The 16,189-nt window shown below is 61.9% G+C and carries 18 protein-coding genes; 5 read left to right on the top strand and 13 right to left on the bottom strand.

What is annotated here, in order from left to right; genetic code table 11:
• Window positions 1-14: 14 nt before the first annotated feature.
• The 5 genes from HCO70_RS19065 to HCO70_RS19045 all read left to right on the top strand — a co-directional run bounded on the left by HCO70_RS19065 (window position 15) and on the right by HCO70_RS19045 (window position 4,026).
• Window positions 15-566 carry a TRAP transporter small permease gene (locus HCO70_RS19065; RefSeq protein WP_172299166.1) on the top strand — a complete coding sequence of 184 codons (552 nt, stop codon included), beginning with the start codon at window positions 15-17 and terminating at the stop codon, window positions 564-566.
• Window position 567: 1 nt separating this feature from the next.
• The gene (locus HCO70_RS19060) at window positions 568-1,872 is read left to right on the top strand and encodes a TRAP transporter large permease (protein ID WP_172299164.1); all 1,305 of its coding nucleotides are present in this window, start codon (window positions 568-570) and stop codon (window positions 1,870-1,872) included.
• A gap of 130 nt (window positions 1,873-2,002) precedes the next feature.
• Window positions 2,003-2,863 (top strand): acetylglutamate kinase, encoded by an 861-nt coding sequence (argB, locus tag HCO70_RS19055; protein ID WP_172299162.1) that lies wholly within the window; start codon window positions 2,003-2,005, stop codon window positions 2,861-2,863.
• Window positions 2,864-2,866: 3 nt separating this feature from the next.
• Entirely contained in the window at window positions 2,867-3,523 is a 657-nt protein-coding gene (locus HCO70_RS19050) for a ferredoxin (RefSeq protein WP_172299160.1), read from the top strand.
• The gene (locus HCO70_RS19045) at window positions 3,520-4,026 is read left to right on the top strand and encodes a histidine phosphatase family protein (RefSeq protein ID WP_172299158.1); all 507 of its coding nucleotides are present in this window, start codon (window positions 3,520-3,522) and stop codon (window positions 4,024-4,026) included. The genes HCO70_RS19050 and HCO70_RS19045 overlap by 4 nt, the downstream gene beginning before the upstream one ends.
• A gap of 205 nt (window positions 4,027-4,231) precedes the next feature.
• On the opposite strand, the gene HCO70_RS19040 is transcribed toward HCO70_RS19045, so the two are convergent.
• From HCO70_RS19040 to HCO70_RS18980, 13 genes are all read right to left on the bottom strand, one after another.
• Complete coding sequence (locus HCO70_RS19040; protein ID WP_172299156.1) at window positions 4,232-4,666, bottom strand: hypothetical protein; 435 nt, start codon at window positions 4,664-4,666, stop codon at window positions 4,232-4,234.
• 370 nt (window positions 4,667-5,036) lie between these two features.
• A complete protein-coding gene (locus HCO70_RS19035; RefSeq protein ID WP_172299154.1) occupies window positions 5,037-5,840 on the bottom strand; it encodes an amino acid ABC transporter ATP-binding protein in 804 nt (267 codons plus the stop codon).
• Between the two features lie 12 nt (window positions 5,841-5,852).
• Window positions 5,853-7,169: an amino acid ABC transporter permease gene (locus HCO70_RS19030; protein ID WP_172299152.1), complete on the bottom strand. Its 1,317-nt coding sequence runs from the start codon at window positions 7,167-7,169 to the stop codon at window positions 5,853-5,855.
• A 1-nt stretch (window position 7,170) separates the two neighbouring features.
• Window positions 7,171-8,439, bottom strand: coding sequence for an amino acid ABC transporter permease (locus HCO70_RS19025; protein ID WP_172299150.1), 1,269 nt, complete (start codon window positions 8,437-8,439; stop codon window positions 7,171-7,173).
• 142 nt (window positions 8,440-8,581) lie between these two features.
• Window positions 8,582-9,601 (bottom strand): amino acid ABC transporter substrate-binding protein, encoded by a 1,020-nt coding sequence (locus HCO70_RS19020; protein ID WP_172299148.1) that lies wholly within the window; start codon window positions 9,599-9,601, stop codon window positions 8,582-8,584.
• Between the two features lie 210 nt (window positions 9,602-9,811).
• Window positions 9,812-10,519 (bottom strand): ATP12 family chaperone protein, encoded by a 708-nt coding sequence (locus HCO70_RS19015; protein WP_172299146.1) that lies wholly within the window; start codon window positions 10,517-10,519, stop codon window positions 9,812-9,814.
• Window positions 10,516-11,196: an HAD-IA family hydrolase gene (locus HCO70_RS19010; RefSeq protein WP_371742269.1), complete on the bottom strand. Its 681-nt coding sequence runs from the start codon at window positions 11,194-11,196 to the stop codon at window positions 10,516-10,518. Before HCO70_RS19010 ends, HCO70_RS19015 begins: the two co-directional genes overlap by 4 nt.
• Window positions 11,193-12,242, bottom strand: coding sequence for an RluA family pseudouridine synthase (locus HCO70_RS19005; protein WP_172299142.1), 1,050 nt, complete (start codon window positions 12,240-12,242; stop codon window positions 11,193-11,195). The genes HCO70_RS19010 and HCO70_RS19005 overlap by 4 nt, the downstream gene beginning before the upstream one ends.
• On the bottom strand, window positions 12,239-12,616 hold the full coding sequence (gene crcB / locus HCO70_RS19000) for a fluoride efflux transporter CrcB (RefSeq protein ID WP_172299140.1): 378 nt from the start codon (window positions 12,614-12,616) through the stop codon (window positions 12,239-12,241). Before crcB ends, HCO70_RS19005 begins: the two co-directional genes overlap by 4 nt.
• A gap of 31 nt (window positions 12,617-12,647) precedes the next feature.
• Window positions 12,648-13,961 carry a replication-associated recombination protein A gene (locus HCO70_RS18995; protein ID WP_172299138.1) on the bottom strand — a complete coding sequence of 438 codons (1,314 nt, stop codon included), beginning with the start codon at window positions 13,959-13,961 and terminating at the stop codon, window positions 12,648-12,650.
• Window positions 13,961-14,365 carry a DUF3052 domain-containing protein gene (locus HCO70_RS18990; RefSeq protein ID WP_172299137.1) on the bottom strand — a complete coding sequence of 135 codons (405 nt, stop codon included), beginning with the start codon at window positions 14,363-14,365 and terminating at the stop codon, window positions 13,961-13,963. The genes HCO70_RS18995 and HCO70_RS18990 overlap by 1 nt, the downstream gene beginning before the upstream one ends.
• A gap of 130 nt (window positions 14,366-14,495) precedes the next feature.
• Window positions 14,496-14,921 carry a 50S ribosomal protein L17 gene (gene rplQ, locus HCO70_RS18985; protein WP_172299135.1) on the bottom strand — a complete coding sequence of 142 codons (426 nt, stop codon included), beginning with the start codon at window positions 14,919-14,921 and terminating at the stop codon, window positions 14,496-14,498.
• 156 nt (window positions 14,922-15,077) lie between these two features.
• Window positions 15,078-16,094: a DNA-directed RNA polymerase subunit alpha gene (locus tag HCO70_RS18980; RefSeq protein WP_172299133.1), complete on the bottom strand. Its 1,017-nt coding sequence runs from the start codon at window positions 16,092-16,094 to the stop codon at window positions 15,078-15,080.
• Window positions 16,095-16,189 lie beyond the last annotated feature (95 nt).

Below are 16,189 nucleotides of genomic sequence, written 5' to 3'. Positions count from 1 at the left end.
GTCCCGGCCCAAGCATGCGCACCTTCCTCGACCGGCTCTATTCCGCTTCGCTGATGCTTTCAGCGGTCGCCTTCGCCTGCATCGCACTGCTGGTTCTGGCCCAGATCCTGGGCCGTCTGACCGACCGCTTTGCCCGCTGGATCGGCGCGGCGCCGCCGGGTTTCACCGTGCCTTCGCTGGCAGAGATCGGCGGTTTCCTGTTCCTGTCCGCGGTCTTCATGGGCCTCGCCGGAACGCTCACCGCCGGTGGCCACGTGCGTGTCACGCTACTGACACGCAAGCTGCCGGATGGCCCCGCCCGCTGGACCAGCACACTCGTCTCGCTTGGCGCCACCGGAATAGCGGTTTTCGCCACATGGTCCAGCGCGATCCAGGCCTGGGACAGCTGGGCTTTCGGTTCGGTCAGCTACGGTATGGTCAAGGTGCCGCTGTGGCTGCCGCAGGGTTTCATGACGCTGGGCCTCGCACTACTGACGGTCGCGGTGATTGATGCCGCAATTACCCAGTTCAAAGGCGGCATCCCTCCGCATCTGCAGGCCGAGGCGGACCGGGAAGCGGGGCACTGAAATGGAGATCGCAAGCCTCGCCCCTCTCCTGCTCTTTGTCCTGTTCGGCTCCCTCGCCCTCGGCCTCTGGGTCGGCTTCGCGCTGATCGCCGTGGGTCTTGTCGCGATGGTCGCGGCCTCGAACGCGCCCGTCACACTGGTGTTTGCCACAAAGGTCTGGGGCGGACTGACCGTGTGGGACCTGACGGCGCTGCCGATGTTCATCTGGATGGGAGAAATTCTTGTCCGGTCCCGCCTGTCATCCGACATGTTCGAGGGGCTCGCGCCGTTCACAGCCCGCCTGCCCGGACGTCTCCTGCACGTCAACATCTTCGGCTGCGCGTTGTTCGCCGCAGTCTCCGGCTCTTCTGCCGCGACCACCGCCACAATCGGCCGCATGTCGATCACCGAGCTAAAGGCGCGTGGCTACGATGAGCGCATGGCCACCGGAACGCTGGCAGGATCGGGCACGTTCGGCTTCCTGATCCCGCCATCGATTATCCTGATTGTCTATGGTGCTGCCACCGAGCAATCCATTGCCCGCCTGTTCCTCGCCGGCGTTCTGCCGGGGATCATGCTTGCCGCGCTCTTCTCGGGGTACGTGATTGTCTGGTCGCTGCTGAACCCCGCACGCATGCCCGCTGCCGAACCGCCCGTCGACGGTAAGCGCGCCTTTGGCGCGGCCCTGCGCCTGTTCCCAGTCGTCGGGCTTATCATTGCCGTGATCGGCTCGATCTACGCCGGCATAGCCAGCCCAACCGAAGCTGCCGTAATCGGCGTGCTCGGCGCCCTGATCCTCGCCGGCGCGACCGGCGCAATGAGCCGCACAGCCTTTGTCGATGCCCTGCGCTCCGCCACTGTTACCACCTGCATGATCGGCTTCATCCTTGCCGGTGCGGCATTCCTGACCGTGGCCATGGGCTATACCGGCATACCGCGCGAACTGGCGCGCTGGATCGCCGAGATGAACCTGTCGCCCTTCGCGCTGCTGGCGGCACTGACCGTGTTCTTCATCGTCATGGGGATGTTCCTCGACGGGATCTCAATCGTGGTCCTGACCGTCTCCATCATCCTGCCAATGGTCATTCAGGCGGGCATCGACCCGATCTGGTTCGGCGTCTTCCTTGTCCTCGTGGTCGAGATGAGCCAGATCACGCCACCGGTCGGCTTCAATCTGTTCGTGCTGCAGAACATCACCGGGCGCGACATCTTCTCCATCGCCCGCGACGCGCTGCCCTTCTTCCTGCTGCTGGTAGTTGCGGTCGCGATCCTGTCTGTCGTTCCGCAGATCGTGCTGTGGCTCCCAGGGACAATGCTATCGAGGTAGCAGGCAAGCGACGGCCAGTCCGGCCCGCATGTATAATGAGAGCGGAGCTCGCCAGACTCGCTCATTGTTAGCCCCTTGAGCCCTCCTCTCGGACCCCTTAACAAAGGTCGGAACCCGAAGGACGCCGCCGATGAGAGCCCGCCCGATGAACCGCGACTGGATCGCCTCTGCCCGGACCCTGAACGAGGCCCTGCCCTACTTACAGCGTTATTCCGGCGCCACCGTCGTCATCAAATTTGGCGGGAACGCCATGGGCGACGCTGAGCAGATGGCATCCTTCGCCCGAGACATCGTCCTTATGCAGCAGGTCGGCGTTCTCCCCGTCGTAGTGCACGGCGGCGGCCCGATGATCAACGACCTGCTCGCCCGTCTCGACATCAAGTCCGAATTCGTCCGCGGGAAACGCGTCACCGATGCCGCCACTGTCGAGGTGGTTGAAATGGTCCTCTCCGGCCTAGTCAACAAGCGCATCGTGCAGGCGATCAACGACGCGGGCGGCCGGGCAATCGGCCTGTCCGGCAAGGATGCCAACATGATCGTCTGCGATCCCGCCGACCCGGCGCTCGGCTTTGTCGGTGATCCGGTCGAGGTCGATCCATCGGTGATCCGCCAGCTGCACGGATCCAACATCATCCCCGTCATCGCCCCGATTGGCACAGGCCGCGAGGGGGAGACCTACAATATCAACGGCGATACCGCCGCCGGTGCCATCGCCGGCGCGCTTAAGGCAGATCGCCTGCTGCTCCTGACCGACGTCGCCGGTGTGAAGGACGGCGAGGGCAATGTCCTGACTCAGCTCACCCAGGCCGAGGTCCGTGAACTGACGGATAGCGGCGTCATATCTGGCGGCATGATCCCCAAGACCGAGACAGCGCTTGCCGCCATGGCTGCCGGTGTCCGGGCCGTGGTCATCCTCGACGGCCGCGCCCCGAATGCCTGCCTGCTCGAGCTGTTCACCGAGCATGGCGCCGGATCTCTGATCAAGGGCTAGAAGATGCCACCGGGGCTGGACGAGATCGCAAAGTGGCTCGCCCCGGAGCATCTGGAAGTGTTCGGTGCCTTTCACCCGGCCCCGGATGACCGGGTGCCGGAAGACACGAAAACCTTGCTACTGCTGGGCCCCGCCGAACCCGGATTCTGGACGCACGTGACCACTTCGCCGGAATTCGCGGATGGTGGCCCGGATCCTTTGGATCGCTGGTCCGCCCGCGCAATCACCGACATAGCCGAAGCGCTGGGCGCCACGCCGCTATTCCCCTTTGGCAGGCCCCCGTATCTGCCGTTCTTTACCTGGGCGCTGAAATCGGGCCGCGCCTGGCAGTCGCCGGTGGCGCTACTCGTTCACGACCGCGCAGGGCTGATGGTCTCCTACCGTGGCGCGCTTGCCCTGCCGTGGCGGCTCGACCTGCCCGAAACGCCACCCTGTCCTTGTGACACCTGCGCCACCCGTCCCTGTCTTACAGCCTGCCCGGTCGTTGCACTCACATCCGCCGGCTATGACCTCAATTCCTGCCACGCCTTCCTGGACACGCCAGTAGGTGACGATTGCCTGACGGATGGCTGCCGCGTGCGCAGGCTCTGTCCGGTATCGCAGAGTTATGGCAGGCTCCCAGATCAATCCGGTTTCCACATGAGGGCGTTCCATCCATGACCCTGCGGCTGATCCTGATCCGTCATGCGAAATCAAGCTGGGACGAACCGGGCTTGGACGACCACGAGCGCCCGCTCAGCGCGCGCGGGAGGCGCTCGGCCCAAGCAATAGGCGAATGGCTGGCAGAAAGGGAGTATCTTCCCGACCTCGTTCTATCCTCGGATTCAGTCCGTACTCGGGAAACCTGGGCGTTGATGGCCCCTGGATTGAGGTCACCGATAACCCGTTGGGAACCGGCCCTCTACCTTGCCGGACCGGGCGCGATGCTGAAAATGCTACGTACTGCAGGCGATACCGGCAACGTAGCCATATTGGGTCACAACCCGGGCATCGCACACTTTGCCTCCGCCATCGTTGCAGTGCCGCCCAGCCATGGACGGTTTTCCGATTACCCCACCGGAGCAACGCTGATTGCCGATTTCGATGCAGCCGCCTGGCCGGAAATCACACCGGGATCAGCGACCGTGGTCGACTTTGTAGTCCCGAGAGACCTGACGGACTGACTACGATGCCGCCCGGAATCGGGGCATGATTCCGGGCGACGACGCTTGAATGATTATCTGAAAATCGCTGTCTGGAAATGGGCTCGCAAATATGACTGGCACACACACTACGTAATGGATTGTGGACACTGTCCCGATCGCATCGGGACAGTGAGCATCGCTCTGCCCCTACCGGGCGGAGCTGGAAATTCTGAGTTTCAGCTGATTACTTGATGACCACCACGTGCCAGACGCCACCGATGCCATCACCGTTGCGGTCGCCCGGATTTACGTCGCCTGCCCAATAGTACAGAGGCTGGCCCTTGTAGGCCCACTGATACTGCCCGTCATTGCGCTGGATGACCGTGTAATTGCCATAGGGTGTAGCGTTGGCCGGAGCGTAGTACGGGGGCCAATCATTCGCGCAGCCGCCATAGCAATTGCTGACGCCGTAATTGTCGTTGTCGAAGTTGTAGAGGGTGCGGCCGCTTTCATCGACGAGAATCTTGATAACCGGCGCCGGGGCGACATAGGTGGTCTGTTTCTGGGTGTATCCACCGTTGTTCTGGCCGTAGCCGTTGTTGCTGCCGTAACCGGCGGCGAGGGTAGCGCCCGCGGAAAGGGTCAGGGCAGTAGCGGCAATCAGTGCTGCAATCTTCATTGAAATGAAGTTCCTTTTGGTTCGAAGTTGGTCCTCTTGGACCTGTTATTGATGGTTGCACCGGCAGAGCGAGGGCCGGGCCTTCAAAAAAACCTCTTCAGCCGCTCGCAATCCGCCGGTGCGAGGCGCTGTTTCCACCGCCGCCATTGTCACCACCGTTGTCAGGCCGGTGGTAAAGGACATCTTCCACCGTTGTAATTCGCCGCACGTCCGTATTCCTCGAACGAAGGGCGCCATCGGCGACCGGTCCACCGGAACCCATTGGCAAAGCTCACCTTTTCGGTATCAATATTTAACAGTCATTCTCAAAGAAAAACGGCGCGGAAAAGCATCCGCGCCGTTCCTGTAATCGGTCGAAAAGAAGGCTCGGCTAGTGACCCAGGATCTGGCTGAGGAACAGCTTGGTCCGGTCGCTCTGCGGGTTACCGAAGAACTCCTCCGGCTCATTCTGTTCCACGATCTGGCCTTGGTCCATGAAGATCACGCGGTTCGCCACCTGACGGGCAAAACCCATCTCGTGCGTCACGCAGAGCATCGTCATGCCCTCCTCGGCCAGTTCGATCATGGTGTCGAGCACCTCTTTGATCATCTCGGGGTCCAGCGCCGAGGTCGGCTCGTCGAACAACATGATCCGTGGCTTCATGCACAGCGAGCGGGCGATAGCCACCCGTTGCTGCTGACCGCCCGAAAGCTGGCCGGGATACTTCTTGGCCTGATCCGGGATCTTCACCTTGGTCAGGAAGTGCATTGCCGTCTCTTCCGCCTCCTTCTTCGGGATCTTTCGAACCCAAATTGGGGCGAGCGTGCAGTTCTCCAGTATCGTCAGATGCGGGAACAGGTTGAAGTGCTGGAAGCACATGCCGACCTCCGACCGGATCTTGTCGATGTTCTTGAGGTCCGAGGTCAGCTCGGTTCCATCCACCACGATCTTGCCAGCCTGGTGTTCCTCAAGCCTGTTGATACAGCGGATCAGGGTCGACTTGCCCGAGCCCGACGGCCCGCAGATCACGATCCGTTCACCGCGATAGACGGTCAGGTTGATGTCGCGCAGGACGTGAAAGGTCCCGTACCACTTGTTCATTTCCGTGATCTGAATTGCGACCTCGTCGGAGATCTGCATTTGGCTCCGGTCGATTTCGCGTTCGACGACAGTTTCATGCGTAGCTTCGGCCATCTTGGTGTCTCCTTACCGATGGTCCGTTTTCAGCCGGCGCTCGAGATACATCGAGTAGCGCGACATCGAAAAACAGAAGATGAAGAACAGAAGCGCGATGAAGGCGAACAGCTCCCAGTAGATGCCGTTCCATGCCGCATCGGCGCGGATAGAGTTGGTCAGCCCGATCGGGTCGAGCAGACCGATGATCGAGACGAGCGTTGTGTCTTTGAACACGCCAATGAAGGTCGACACGATCCCGGGGATCGAGATCTTCAGGGCCTGCGGCATGATCACCAGCCGCTGCGCCTGCCAGTAGTCGAGACCGAGCGAGTCGGCACCCTCGTACTGGCCCTTTGGCAGCGCCGCGAGGCCGCCGCGGATCACCTCGGCCATGTAGGCCGACGCGAACAGCGTCACCATGATCATCACCCGCAGGATGATGTCGAAATTGGTGCCCGGCGGCATGAAGATGTTCAGCAGGGTCGAAGCCACGAACAGCAGCGTGATCAGCGGAACGCCCCGGATGAACTCGATGAAACCGACGCAGATTGCCTTGACTATCAACAGGTCCGACTGCCGCCCCAGCGCTAGAACGACCCCGATAGGCAGCGAGCAGCCGATAGCCACCACACCAATCAGAATCGACAGCATGAAGCCGCCGAAGTTGCGGCTGTCCACCGGTTCCAGACCGATAGGCACGATGCCGGAAAGCAAACCTGACAGCGGTCCTACGATGAACATCCACCAGATCAGGGCGGCCACCACCGAAATGATGACCGCGGCCAGCGATCCTACGGCTTCAGATCCGTGCTTGGGCCCGAAATACAGGAAGGCAAAACCGGCGGCGACCAGCAATGGCGTCCAGATCGTTCCGCCCCAGAGCAGCCAGGGCATCACGAAAGGAAAGACAGCCGTTACCACAAGCAGCTTGTTCGAGGCCCAAGGGAATAGGACCGGCGCGACAGCGACCAGCAAAAGGATAAATGCCAGGATAGGCCGCCAGTAGAGCTCTGACGGATAGAACCCGAACAAAAGCTGAAGCCATCGCTCGTTGATCACCGCCCAGCAGGCGTGGCCCTCGGTCGAACCCCAGCGTTCCAGAAAGATCTCGCGGCACTCGGCCAGCGAATCTGCAACCCAGACCGACTGAAAGACCCACGGCAATATGCCCGAAAGCACATAGTAAATGAGCGCAAGTGACAGCACCGTCACCACAGCGTTCAGCGGGGTGGAGAACAGGTTCTTCCGACCCCAGCCAATCACGCCCGTCGATGTTGCCGGTGGCTCCTGCTGCGGCAGCATCGAGTCGCGGACGAAGCGGATGGTTTCTTCATGGGTATCGCTCATGTCACCGCTCCACCAGCTTCACACGGTTGTTGTACCAGTTCATCACGGCCGAGATCGTCAGCGAGATGCAGAGGTATACGAGCATCAGAAGCAGTACGCATTCCAGCTCGCGCCCGGTCTGGTTCATGGTGATCCCGCCAAGCGTGCCGGTGATGTCCATGTAACCTACGGCGATCGCCAGCGACGAGTTCTTGGTCAGGTTCAGATAGTTGGAGATTAGCGGCGGGATGATCACCCGCAGCGCCTGCGGCAGAACCACCAGACTCATGATCCGGCGTGGGCGCAGTCCCAACGCACCTGCCGCCTCGGTCTGGCCCGCCGAGATCGCCATGATCCCACCGCGCACGATTTCGGCAATGAATGCCGCCGTGTAGAGCGACAGTGCCAACCACAGGGCGATCAGCGAGTTCCTGAGATGTGTGCCGCCCTGAAAGTTGAAACCCTTCAACTCGGGATAGCCCAGATGAAACCCGAGCAGGACCAGCAGGATCAACGTGGGCAGAACGATCACGCCCAGATTGATATGCCAGGTCTTCGGTCGAACCCCCGTATCCTCTTGAATCGCGTTGGCTCGGGCGCTGATCTTGCGGGCCGCAAATATGCTCAGCCCCAGCACCAGAAGGAACGCGATAAGATCCAGCGACACGTCGAACCGCAGACCGGATTCTCCGAACAGATGCATATTGCCCAGGCTGCGGGAAAACAGCGGTTCGGGTACATAGACGCCGCGATTGGTCAGGGCGACGGAACCGAAAAGTTTCATAGTCGCTTCCGGCTCGTCACCGCGGAAAGCGCTTGGCGCCGGCAGGCTCTCGATCAGGATCGCCATGGCCAGCACGATCCACAACAACACCGGAACGTTCCGGAACATTTCGACGTAGACCGTCATGATCCGCGCGATCAGCCAGTTCGGCGATAGTCGAAGCACACCGACAAGAACACCAATGACCGTTGCTGTCACACATCCGAGAACAGCCACGAGTAGGGTGTTCAGGAGGCCCACAAAGGCCGCACGCAGATGTGTATCCTGGTTCTGATACTCGATGAGCATCTGGTTGATGTCATAGCCGGCGGGCTCGCTGAAGAACCCGAAGTCGATGGGTTTTCCCAGGGTCGCCAGGTTCTCGGCCGTATTGCTGATCAGCCATGCGGCAAACAGCATGAAGCCTATCATCGCGACAACCTGGATCGTGATCGAACGATACCGCGTGTCGTAGATAAGCATGCTGAGCCGGAACGTCTCCTTCGGAGGGTCCGTCAGTGTCGTCATTTATTGGTCCCCTGTATGCTCTGGAACCTCTCCTCCCGGCACGATTTCTTCGCGCTCATGGGTCCAGATGCAGTACGTTTTTTTTCCGATAGTCAGAAAGCAGAAGGGCGCGGAGTGATCCGCGCCCTTCGCCTTGGTATCCTTAGCGGAATGGCGGCGAGTAGATCAGACCACCGTTGGTCCACTGGGCGTTCAGCCCCCGGGCCAGACCGATTGGCGTCGACTCGCCAATGTTCTTCTCGAAGATCTCGCCGTAGTTGCCGGCGACGCCGATAGCCTTCAGCGCCCAGTCGCCATCAAGGCCGATCATCTCGCCCAGGTTGCCTTCGGTTCCGAGCAGCCGGTTGATTTCCGGATTGTCGGTCGGGGCGCTGGACAGGTCGGCCAAGTTCGCGGAGGTGACGCCGTACTCTTCCGCCGCGATCAGGGCGTTCAGAGTCCAGCGGACGATGTCGCCCCACTCGTCGTCGCCATGGCGCACGAGCGGACCAAGCGGTTCCTTCGAGATGATTTCCGGCAGGATCACATGATCGCCCGGGGCTTCGAAGGTTGCGCGGGTTGCGGCAAGGCCGGATGCGTCGGTGGTGTAAACGTCGCAGGCGCCAGCCAGGTACTGCTGCTGCGCTTCGGCGTTGGTTTCGATCGGAACCGGCTCGTAGCTGATGTTGTTCACCCGGAAATAGTCAGCCAGGTTCAACTCGGTGGTCGTGCCGGTCTGGATGCAGACGGTGGCTCCGTCCAGTTCCTTGGCCGAGGTCACGCCCAGCTCTTTAGGAACCATGAAGCCCTGACCGTCGTAGTAGTTAACGCCGACAAAGGTGAATTTCAGGTCGGCATCGCGGCTGAAGGTCCAGGTGGTGTTCCGGGCCAGCATGTCGATTTCACCCGAGGCAAGCGCGGTGAAGCGAGTTTTACCGGTAGTCGGTACGAACTCGACGGCAGTCGGGTCGCCCAGGACGGCGGCGGCAACAGCGCGGCAAACGGCCACATCAAAGCCCTGCCATTCGCCGTTTGCGTCGGGCGCCGCAAAACCTGGCACGCCGGTCGACACGCCGCAGTTAAGCTTGCCGCGAGACTTGACGTCGTCAACCGTGGCCGCCGCAGCCGCACCAGCGGCAAGTCCGGCGACGGTCAGCGCGCCAAGAAAAACGGATTTCTTCATGTTTACCTCTTCCTGAGTTGGCGTCCCTTCCCGCAGGACGCATTGCCGGCCCCTTGACCGGTTTTTTTCAGATCACGTGAAGGCAGGAGTCCCCCCCTCAACGGCGATGAGTGTGGGCGAATCTTCAACAGAAGGTCAAGGCTGCTGTGGAAGAAACGGGCGCTTTGTTAGGCGCCGGGTTTTCACAATGCCTGTGAATTGGGACTCATATTAAGTGAGTAGCTGAAAGAAGCGGTGCGCCTGAAAGAAGTCCGCCCGTTTGGCGTCTGCCATCGCAGTCGCCTCGTCATCGGCGCCCCATTGTTCTTCCTGCCAGGTCTCGTCGATGCGCGAACGATCCCATAGCTCCCGGGGCGACAGATGATTTCGCACGGCTGCCAACCCTATGACCAGGGATCCCGACAGCGCCACCAAGTCGTGAAAGCCGGTCAGCTCCCACGGGATCATCGCATGCACAGGTGCGGCCAATGCTGCAAGCGCCGCGGGCGGCTGCGGCTGATGCATGACGCCTTGAACTGGGATGAGGCGTGCACCAAAAGTTTCCGCCGCCCAGTCGAGCAGCGGATCCCAGGCTTCCGATTGGCGCTGCGCCAGTGCCTCGGGCAAGTCCGCACGGTAACAGGTCAGGTCGCTGTCACCATAGGCGGCCAGCATCTCCGCCACCTCGGCGCGTTGCGGCGTCACCTTCTCGATGGCCGAATTGGCCGCGCGGGTATAGGGCATCGAGCGCGGGTCGATCACTCCCTCCTGCGCCTCCCATTCCCGAGCGATCTCCTTTGCAAGCGCCTCCGTCGGTACCGCCAGTTCAAGCTTGCCCGGAGTTTTCACCGGCCGGCCGTCAAGCCTCACGGCAAAACCCTGCGGGTGATCCTCGATCTGTACCGACGTCCAGAAGCGCCGCGCTTTCCACCCGCTCATGCGTCGATCCTCATCAGTGCATCCACCGCGGCCGGCAGATCTTCCATCCGGTCAACCAGAATGTCCGCCCGCAGCGACTGCGCGGCGTGTATGCCCCAGGACACGCCAATCGACCGGACACCTGCCGCCCGCGCCATCTCCATATCGAAGCTCGTGTCGCCGATCATGACAGTCCGCTCCCTCGACGCCCCAGTCTCGGCAAGGCAGGCTTCGATCATCGAAGGATGTGGTTTCGACGGATGATCGTCGGCCACCTGTGTGGTGACGAACATCCCCTCCAACTCATGCGCTTCGATCAGCGAGTTCAACCCGCGCCGCGATTTGCCTGTGGCGATTCCCAGCAAGGTCCACGGATCGGCCTTGAAACGTGCCAGCATTTCTCGCGCCCCCGGAAACAGCGGGCTCATCGCCGCCGAGCCTTTACGCAGCCGCAGGTCGCGATAGGCGTTGCGGTAACCGCAAGCCAGCGCCCTATGCAGAGCGTCATCGTCCTCAGGCACAAGCCGTGCAACGGCCACGTCCACCGACATCCCGATGATCGCGGCAACCGCTTCGCGAGGCGGCGGCTGCAGACCTGCCGACTCGAAGGCCCGCACCATCGCCAGCCAGATATCAGCCTCGCTGTCCACCAGCGTGCCGTCCACGTCGAAGATGACGAGCTTCAGTTCTCCGCTCACATCAATTCCTCGAACGGATCGTCCGCCGCCAAGTCCTCGCTCCATCCGAAGGTTTCCCAGCTTTGCGCCATGTGTTCCGGCAACGGCGCAGTCACGGTGACGGTCTTCCGCGTGACCGAATGCTCGAAGGTCATCGACCGTGCATGCAGGTGCAGCTTTTTCGAGATGATGCCGCCCAGCTGCGCGCCCCAGCCGTCACCCATGTTCTCCTGGCCGGAACCACCGTACTTGCCGTCGCCGATGATCGGATGCCCGATCGCCGCCATATGCGCGCGCAGCTGGTGCGTCCGTCCGGTGATCGGTTCCATCGCGACCCAGCTCGCCCGTCCGGCCACCCTGTACAGCGTAGCGTAGAGGGTATCGGCCCGTTTCGCTCCGGGAGTGGAATCTATCTCCCGCGGATGGATGGCGCGCATCTTCTCGCCCTCGCCGCCCTTGCCGTGGCCACCCGCCTTCACCAGCCCGTACTTGATCTCGCCGAGATATGGCGTTGGAACACCCGCCACCAAAGCCCAGTAGATCTTGCGTGTCTGCCGGTGCCTAATGGCTGCAGTCAGGTCCTGTGCAACCGCCCGCGTCCGCGCCAGCAGCAGAACGCCGGACGTGTCCTTGTCGAGCCGGTGCACAAGCCTCGGCTTGTCGTCATAGCCGAACCGCAACGCCTCGCTCAGCCCATCGACATGCCGCGTCTGCCCGCTGCCACCCTGGGTTGGCAACCCCGGAGGCTTGTTGATCGCGATGATGTGGTCGTCGCGATAGATCACCGCATCCATCATCATCGCCGCATCCTTGTCGGGGACGGCCGGACGCTGCGGCCTTGCGGGCGCCTCGTCTTCCGAGTCGGGCAATGGCGGCACACGCACCTGCATGCCCGGCGCGATGCGAGAGGCGGCCTTAACCCGGCCGCCGTCCACGCGGATCTCTCCCTTGCGGCACATCTTCTCGATCCGGCCCTGAGGCACATGAGGGAAGTGCCGGCGGAACCAGCGGTCGAGACGCTGTTCGCCCTCGTCCGCACCGACGGTCAGTGTCTGAACCCCGCTCATGCGAACATGGCCCGTGTCGCAAGCACGCCGACGGCAATCGCCGCCAGCGAAACCATCACCGAGACAGCGATGTAACCCAGTGCGAGGCCCACATCGCCGCGTTCATACAATGTCATCGCATCGAGTGAAAAAGCAGAGAACGTTGTGAAACCGCCCAGAACGCCGGTCATCAGGAAAGGGGCTAAGCGGTTGGCGCTGAACTCGCCGAGCAGCACGACGATCACCCCCATGATGAAAGAGCCGATGACGTTCACCGTCAGCGTTCCCCACGGAAAGCCATGACCGAATATGCGCACGGTCGCGACGCCGGTCAGGTACCGGCCGCTGGCGCCGATGGCTCCGCCCAGCGCGACTTGGATCAGCGTGTAAAACATGGAGGTTCTCTTGATCCTGCGGGCCGCGATGTCAACCGCCCTGACGCTTGCCGCGGAGTTTCACGAAATAGTCGAGCCGCTTCTTCAGTTCCCGCTCGAAGCCTCGTTCCACCGGCTGGTAATAGACCCCGCGCTTCACCTCCTCCGGGAAATAGTCCTGCCCGGAGAAGGCATCCTCCGCGTCATGATCATAGGCATAGCCTTCGCCATATCCCTGTTCCTTCATCAGCCTGGTCGGCGCGTTCAGGATATGCTTCGGCGGTGGCTCACTGCCGGTCTTCCGGGCGGCGGCGCTTGCATTCTTGTAGGCCGCATAACCTGCATTCGATTTCGGCGCGAGCGCCAGGTAAATAATCGCCTGCGCCAGCGCCAGCTCTCCCTCGGGCGACCCCAGCCGCTCGTAGGTTTCCCAGGCATCCAGGCACACCCGCTGTGCCTGCGGATCGGCAAGCCCGATATCCTCGACCGACATCCGGGTGATGCGCCGGGCGAGGAAGCGCGGGTCCTCACCGCCTTCCAGCATTCTCGTCAGCCAGTAGAGCGCCGCGTCCGGATCGCTGCCGCGCACGGATTTATGCAGCGCTGATATCAGGTTGTAATGCGCATCCCCCGACTTGTCATATTGCGCCGCCCGCTTCTGCAGCCGTGCCGTCAGCGCTTTCGAATCCAGTGAAACGTCTACCTTCCAAGCTGAAATCTGCTCAATCAGATTCAGCAGTGCGCGACCGTCGCCGTCCGCCATTTCCAGCAACTGCTCACGCGCTGCGCCGGTCAGGGGCAGGGTTTTGCTCAGTTCCTTTTCCGCCCGCTGCGCCAGACGCTCCAGATCGGCCAGCGACAGCCGTTCCAGCACCAGCACCTGCGACCGGGACAGAAGCGCCGCATTCAGTTCGAAGGACGGGTTCTCGGTGGTCGCCCCCACCAGCAGGATCGTCCCGTCTTCCATATGTGGCAGGAATCCGTCCTGCTGCGCCTTGTTGAAACGGTGGATCTCGTCGACAAAAAGCAGCGTCCCCTGCCCGGTCCGCCGGCGCAGTTTCGCTTCCTCAAAGACCTTTTTCAGATCTGCAACACCAGTGAAGATCGCGCTGATCTGCACGAAATGCAGGTCCGTATCGCGCGCCAGCAGCCGCGCAATGGTGGTCTTACCCACCCCCGGCGGCCCCCAGAAGATCAGCGACGACAGCGCGCCGGAGGCGAGCATAACGCCCAGCGGAGCGTCCGGGCCGAGCACCTGTTCCTGCCCGATCACCTCGTCGAGGCTCTGCGGCCGCAACCTGTCGGCGAGCGGACGTGGCGCCTCCTTGTGGGGGGTATCAGGACTTGTGTCGAAGAGATCGGCCATCAGGCTTTCCTCTTGAGGAATTTCAGCCCGGACCAATCCGCGTCGACAGCACAGACCTTCACATCCACCCAGCCCAACGGCAGAACCGCCGCGCGCAGGTCGTCCTCGGTAATTCCGGCATGCAGCTTCGACGACTTCTTTGCCCAGCTCAGCCAGAGCATGCCGCCGGGCGTGAGGCGCTTCAGCAGCGCGGATACGTCGTTCAGCTCGTCAAACTCATGCAAAAAAAGGTGGATAGCTTCTAGGCCGGTCGCCTCCGCGTCTTCTGTGAACGTCACCTCCTCCGCCCCGTCGAGGAGGTCGACATATCCGGCGGGGGCGTGCAGGACTAGCACGTTCCAGCCCGGCTTGAAGCCGAGTTTCTTCAGCAGCGGCGTTCCGGAATATCCTGCGGTGGTCGACATTTCCTCAATCTAATCCATCGCGGAAAAAGCGAAAGGCCACCCGAACGGGCGGCCCTTGCGATCACACATGACTTTCCGGAGTTTCCTTGAAACCCCATTCCGCCTCCCCACACGGAAGACGGCTAAGCCCTTAATCTTCCAGAGCTTCCTCGGCCGCAACGCGGGCCTTGTCGGCAGCGCCTTTGGCGTCGGGGTCGCGGTCAACGAACTCGATGATCGCCATCGGGGCCATGTCGCCATAGCGGAAGCCGGCTTTGAGGACGCGCGTGTAGCCGCCGTTACGTTCGGCATAACGCGGGCCCAGAACGTCGAACAGCTTGGCGACGTAGGCGTCCTGCTTAAGCTGCGATGCGGCCTGGCGACGGGCGTGCAGGTCGTCGCCGCCACGCTTGGCGAGCGTGATCAGCTTGTCGGCAATCCGCTTTAGTTCCTTGGCTTTCGGCAGGGTCGTCTTGATCTGCTCGTGCTCGATCAGCGAGCCGGCCATGTTCGAAAAGAGCGCCTTGCGGTGCTCGTGAGTGCGATTCAGGCGGCGGTATCCGCGGGCGTGACGCATTTTCTTACTCCTATTTTGCCCTCTACGGGCGGTTTTGCTTTGTCTGGCCGGCGATGCGTGTCACCGGCTCTCCTTGGGGCATTGCGCCCGATGTCGCGGCGTACACCGCGTGCGCACAGGCCGTACACGTTCGTGCACGGCCCGAGCTTAACCGTCTTAGAACTGGTCCTCGAACTTCTTGGCCAGGTCCTCGATGTTTTCCGGCGGCCATTCCTCGACATCCATGCCGAGGTGCAGGCCCATTCCGGACAGCACTTCCTTGATCTCGTTCAGCGACTTGCGGCCGAAGTTCGGGGTGCGCAGCATCTCGGCTTCGGTCTTCTGGATCAGGTCGCCGATATAGACGATGTTGTCGTTCTTCAGGCAGTTCGCCGAGCGGACCGACAGTTCCAGTTCGTCCACCTTCTTGAGAAGGAGCGGGTTGAACTCCAACCCCTCGTCCTCGTCGGCGCGGCTGGCGCTTTCCGGTTCGTCGAAGTTGACGAAGATCGACAGCTGGTCCTGCAGGATGCGGGCGGCGAATGCCACCGCGTCATCCGGGCTGACCGACCCGTCAGTTTCCATCTTCAGCGTCAGCTTGTCGTAGTCCAGCACCTGGCCCTCGCGGGTGGGCTGCACGTCGTAGGACACTTTCTTGACCGGCGAGTAGATCGCGTCGATCGGCATCAGGCCGATGGGCGCGTCTTCGGGGCGGTTCTTGTCGGCCGAGACATAGCCCTTTCCGGTGTTCACGGTCAGTTCCATGAACAGGTTCGCGCCCTCGTCGAGGTGGCAGATCACGTGATCCTTGTTCAGGATCTCGATGCCAGCCGATTCAGAGATGTCACCGGCGGTGACGACCATCGGACCCTTGGCCGAAATCGACAGGCGCTTCGGCCCTTCGACTTCCATGCGGATCGCGACGCCCTTGAGGTTCAATACCACGTCGGTCACGTCCTCGCGGACACCGGCGATGGACGAAAATTCGTGCAGGACGTTGTCGATCTGAACGCTGGTGATCGCCGCACCCTGCAGCGAGGACAGCAGCACGCGGCGCAGCGCGTTGCCCAGCGTCAGGCCGAAGCCACGCTCCAGCGGCTCGGCGACGACGGTCGCCTGACGCGCGGGATCGTTACCCGGCTTGATCTCCAGCTGGGTTGGCTTGATCAGTTCCTGCCAGTTCTTGTGGATCATGCTCTATGGCCTCCATTCATGTTCCCTGCCGGACCCGAGGCGGGGAACTCCCGAGGTAATCAATGGCTGAACGGGCCGCGCGGGGGGTCGGCGCA

This window comes from Pseudoruegeria sp. HB172150, assembly GCF_013184805.1.
Taxonomy (GTDB): domain Bacteria; phylum Pseudomonadota; class Alphaproteobacteria; order Rhodobacterales; family Rhodobacteraceae; genus Psychromarinibacter.
The sequence above is the reverse complement of the archived record's forward strand: the minus strand, read 5'-3'. Positions and strand labels throughout refer to the sequence as shown.

Bases quoted from the DNA above. Each gene is read 5' to 3' on its own strand.
- HCO70_RS19065 (WP_172299166.1), top strand. From the start codon at position 15: ATGCGCACCTTCCTCGACCGGCTCTATTCCGCTTCGCTGATGCTTTCA.
- HCO70_RS19060 (WP_172299164.1), top strand. From the start codon at position 568: ATGGAGATCGCAAGCCTCGCCCCTCTCCTGCTCTTTGTCCTGTTCGGC.
- argB (WP_172299162.1), top strand. From the start codon at position 2,003: ATGAGAGCCCGCCCGATGAACCGCGACTGGATCGCCTCTGCCCGGACC.
- HCO70_RS19050 (WP_172299160.1), top strand. From the start codon at position 2,867: ATGCCACCGGGGCTGGACGAGATCGCAAAGTGGCTCGCCCCGGAGCAT.
- HCO70_RS19045 (WP_172299158.1), top strand. From the start codon at position 3,520: ATGACCCTGCGGCTGATCCTGATCCGTCATGCGAAATCAAGCTGGGAC.
- HCO70_RS19040 (WP_172299156.1), bottom strand. From the start codon at position 4,666: ATGAAGATTGCAGCACTGATTGCCGCTACTGCCCTGACCCTTTCCGCG.
- HCO70_RS19035 (WP_172299154.1), bottom strand. From the start codon at position 5,840: ATGGCCGAAGCTACGCATGAAACTGTCGTCGAACGCGAAATCGACCGG.
- HCO70_RS19030 (WP_172299152.1), bottom strand. From the start codon at position 7,169: ATGAGCGATACCCATGAAGAAACCATCCGCTTCGTCCGCGACTCGATG.
- HCO70_RS19025 (WP_172299150.1), bottom strand. From the start codon at position 8,439: ATGACGACACTGACGGACCCTCCGAAGGAGACGTTCCGGCTCAGCATG.
- HCO70_RS19020 (WP_172299148.1), bottom strand. From the start codon at position 9,601: ATGAAGAAATCCGTTTTTCTTGGCGCGCTGACCGTCGCCGGACTTGCC.
- HCO70_RS19015 (WP_172299146.1), bottom strand. From the start codon at position 10,519: ATGAGCGGGTGGAAAGCGCGGCGCTTCTGGACGTCGGTACAGATCGAG.
- HCO70_RS19005 (WP_172299142.1), bottom strand. From the start codon at position 12,242: ATGAGCGGGGTTCAGACACTGACCGTCGGTGCGGACGAGGGCGAACAG.
- crcB (WP_172299140.1), bottom strand. From the start codon at position 12,616: ATGTTTTACACGCTGATCCAAGTCGCGCTGGGCGGAGCCATCGGCGCC.
- HCO70_RS18995 (WP_172299138.1), bottom strand. From the start codon at position 13,961: ATGGCCGATCTCTTCGACACAAGTCCTGATACCCCCCACAAGGAGGCG.
- HCO70_RS18990 (WP_172299137.1), bottom strand. From the start codon at position 14,365: ATGTCGACCACCGCAGGATATTCCGGAACGCCGCTGCTGAAGAAACTC.
- rplQ (WP_172299135.1), bottom strand. From the start codon at position 14,921: ATGCGTCACGCCCGCGGATACCGCCGCCTGAATCGCACTCACGAGCAC.
- HCO70_RS18980 (WP_172299133.1), bottom strand. From the start codon at position 16,094: ATGATCCACAAGAACTGGCAGGAACTGATCAAGCCAACCCAGCTGGAG.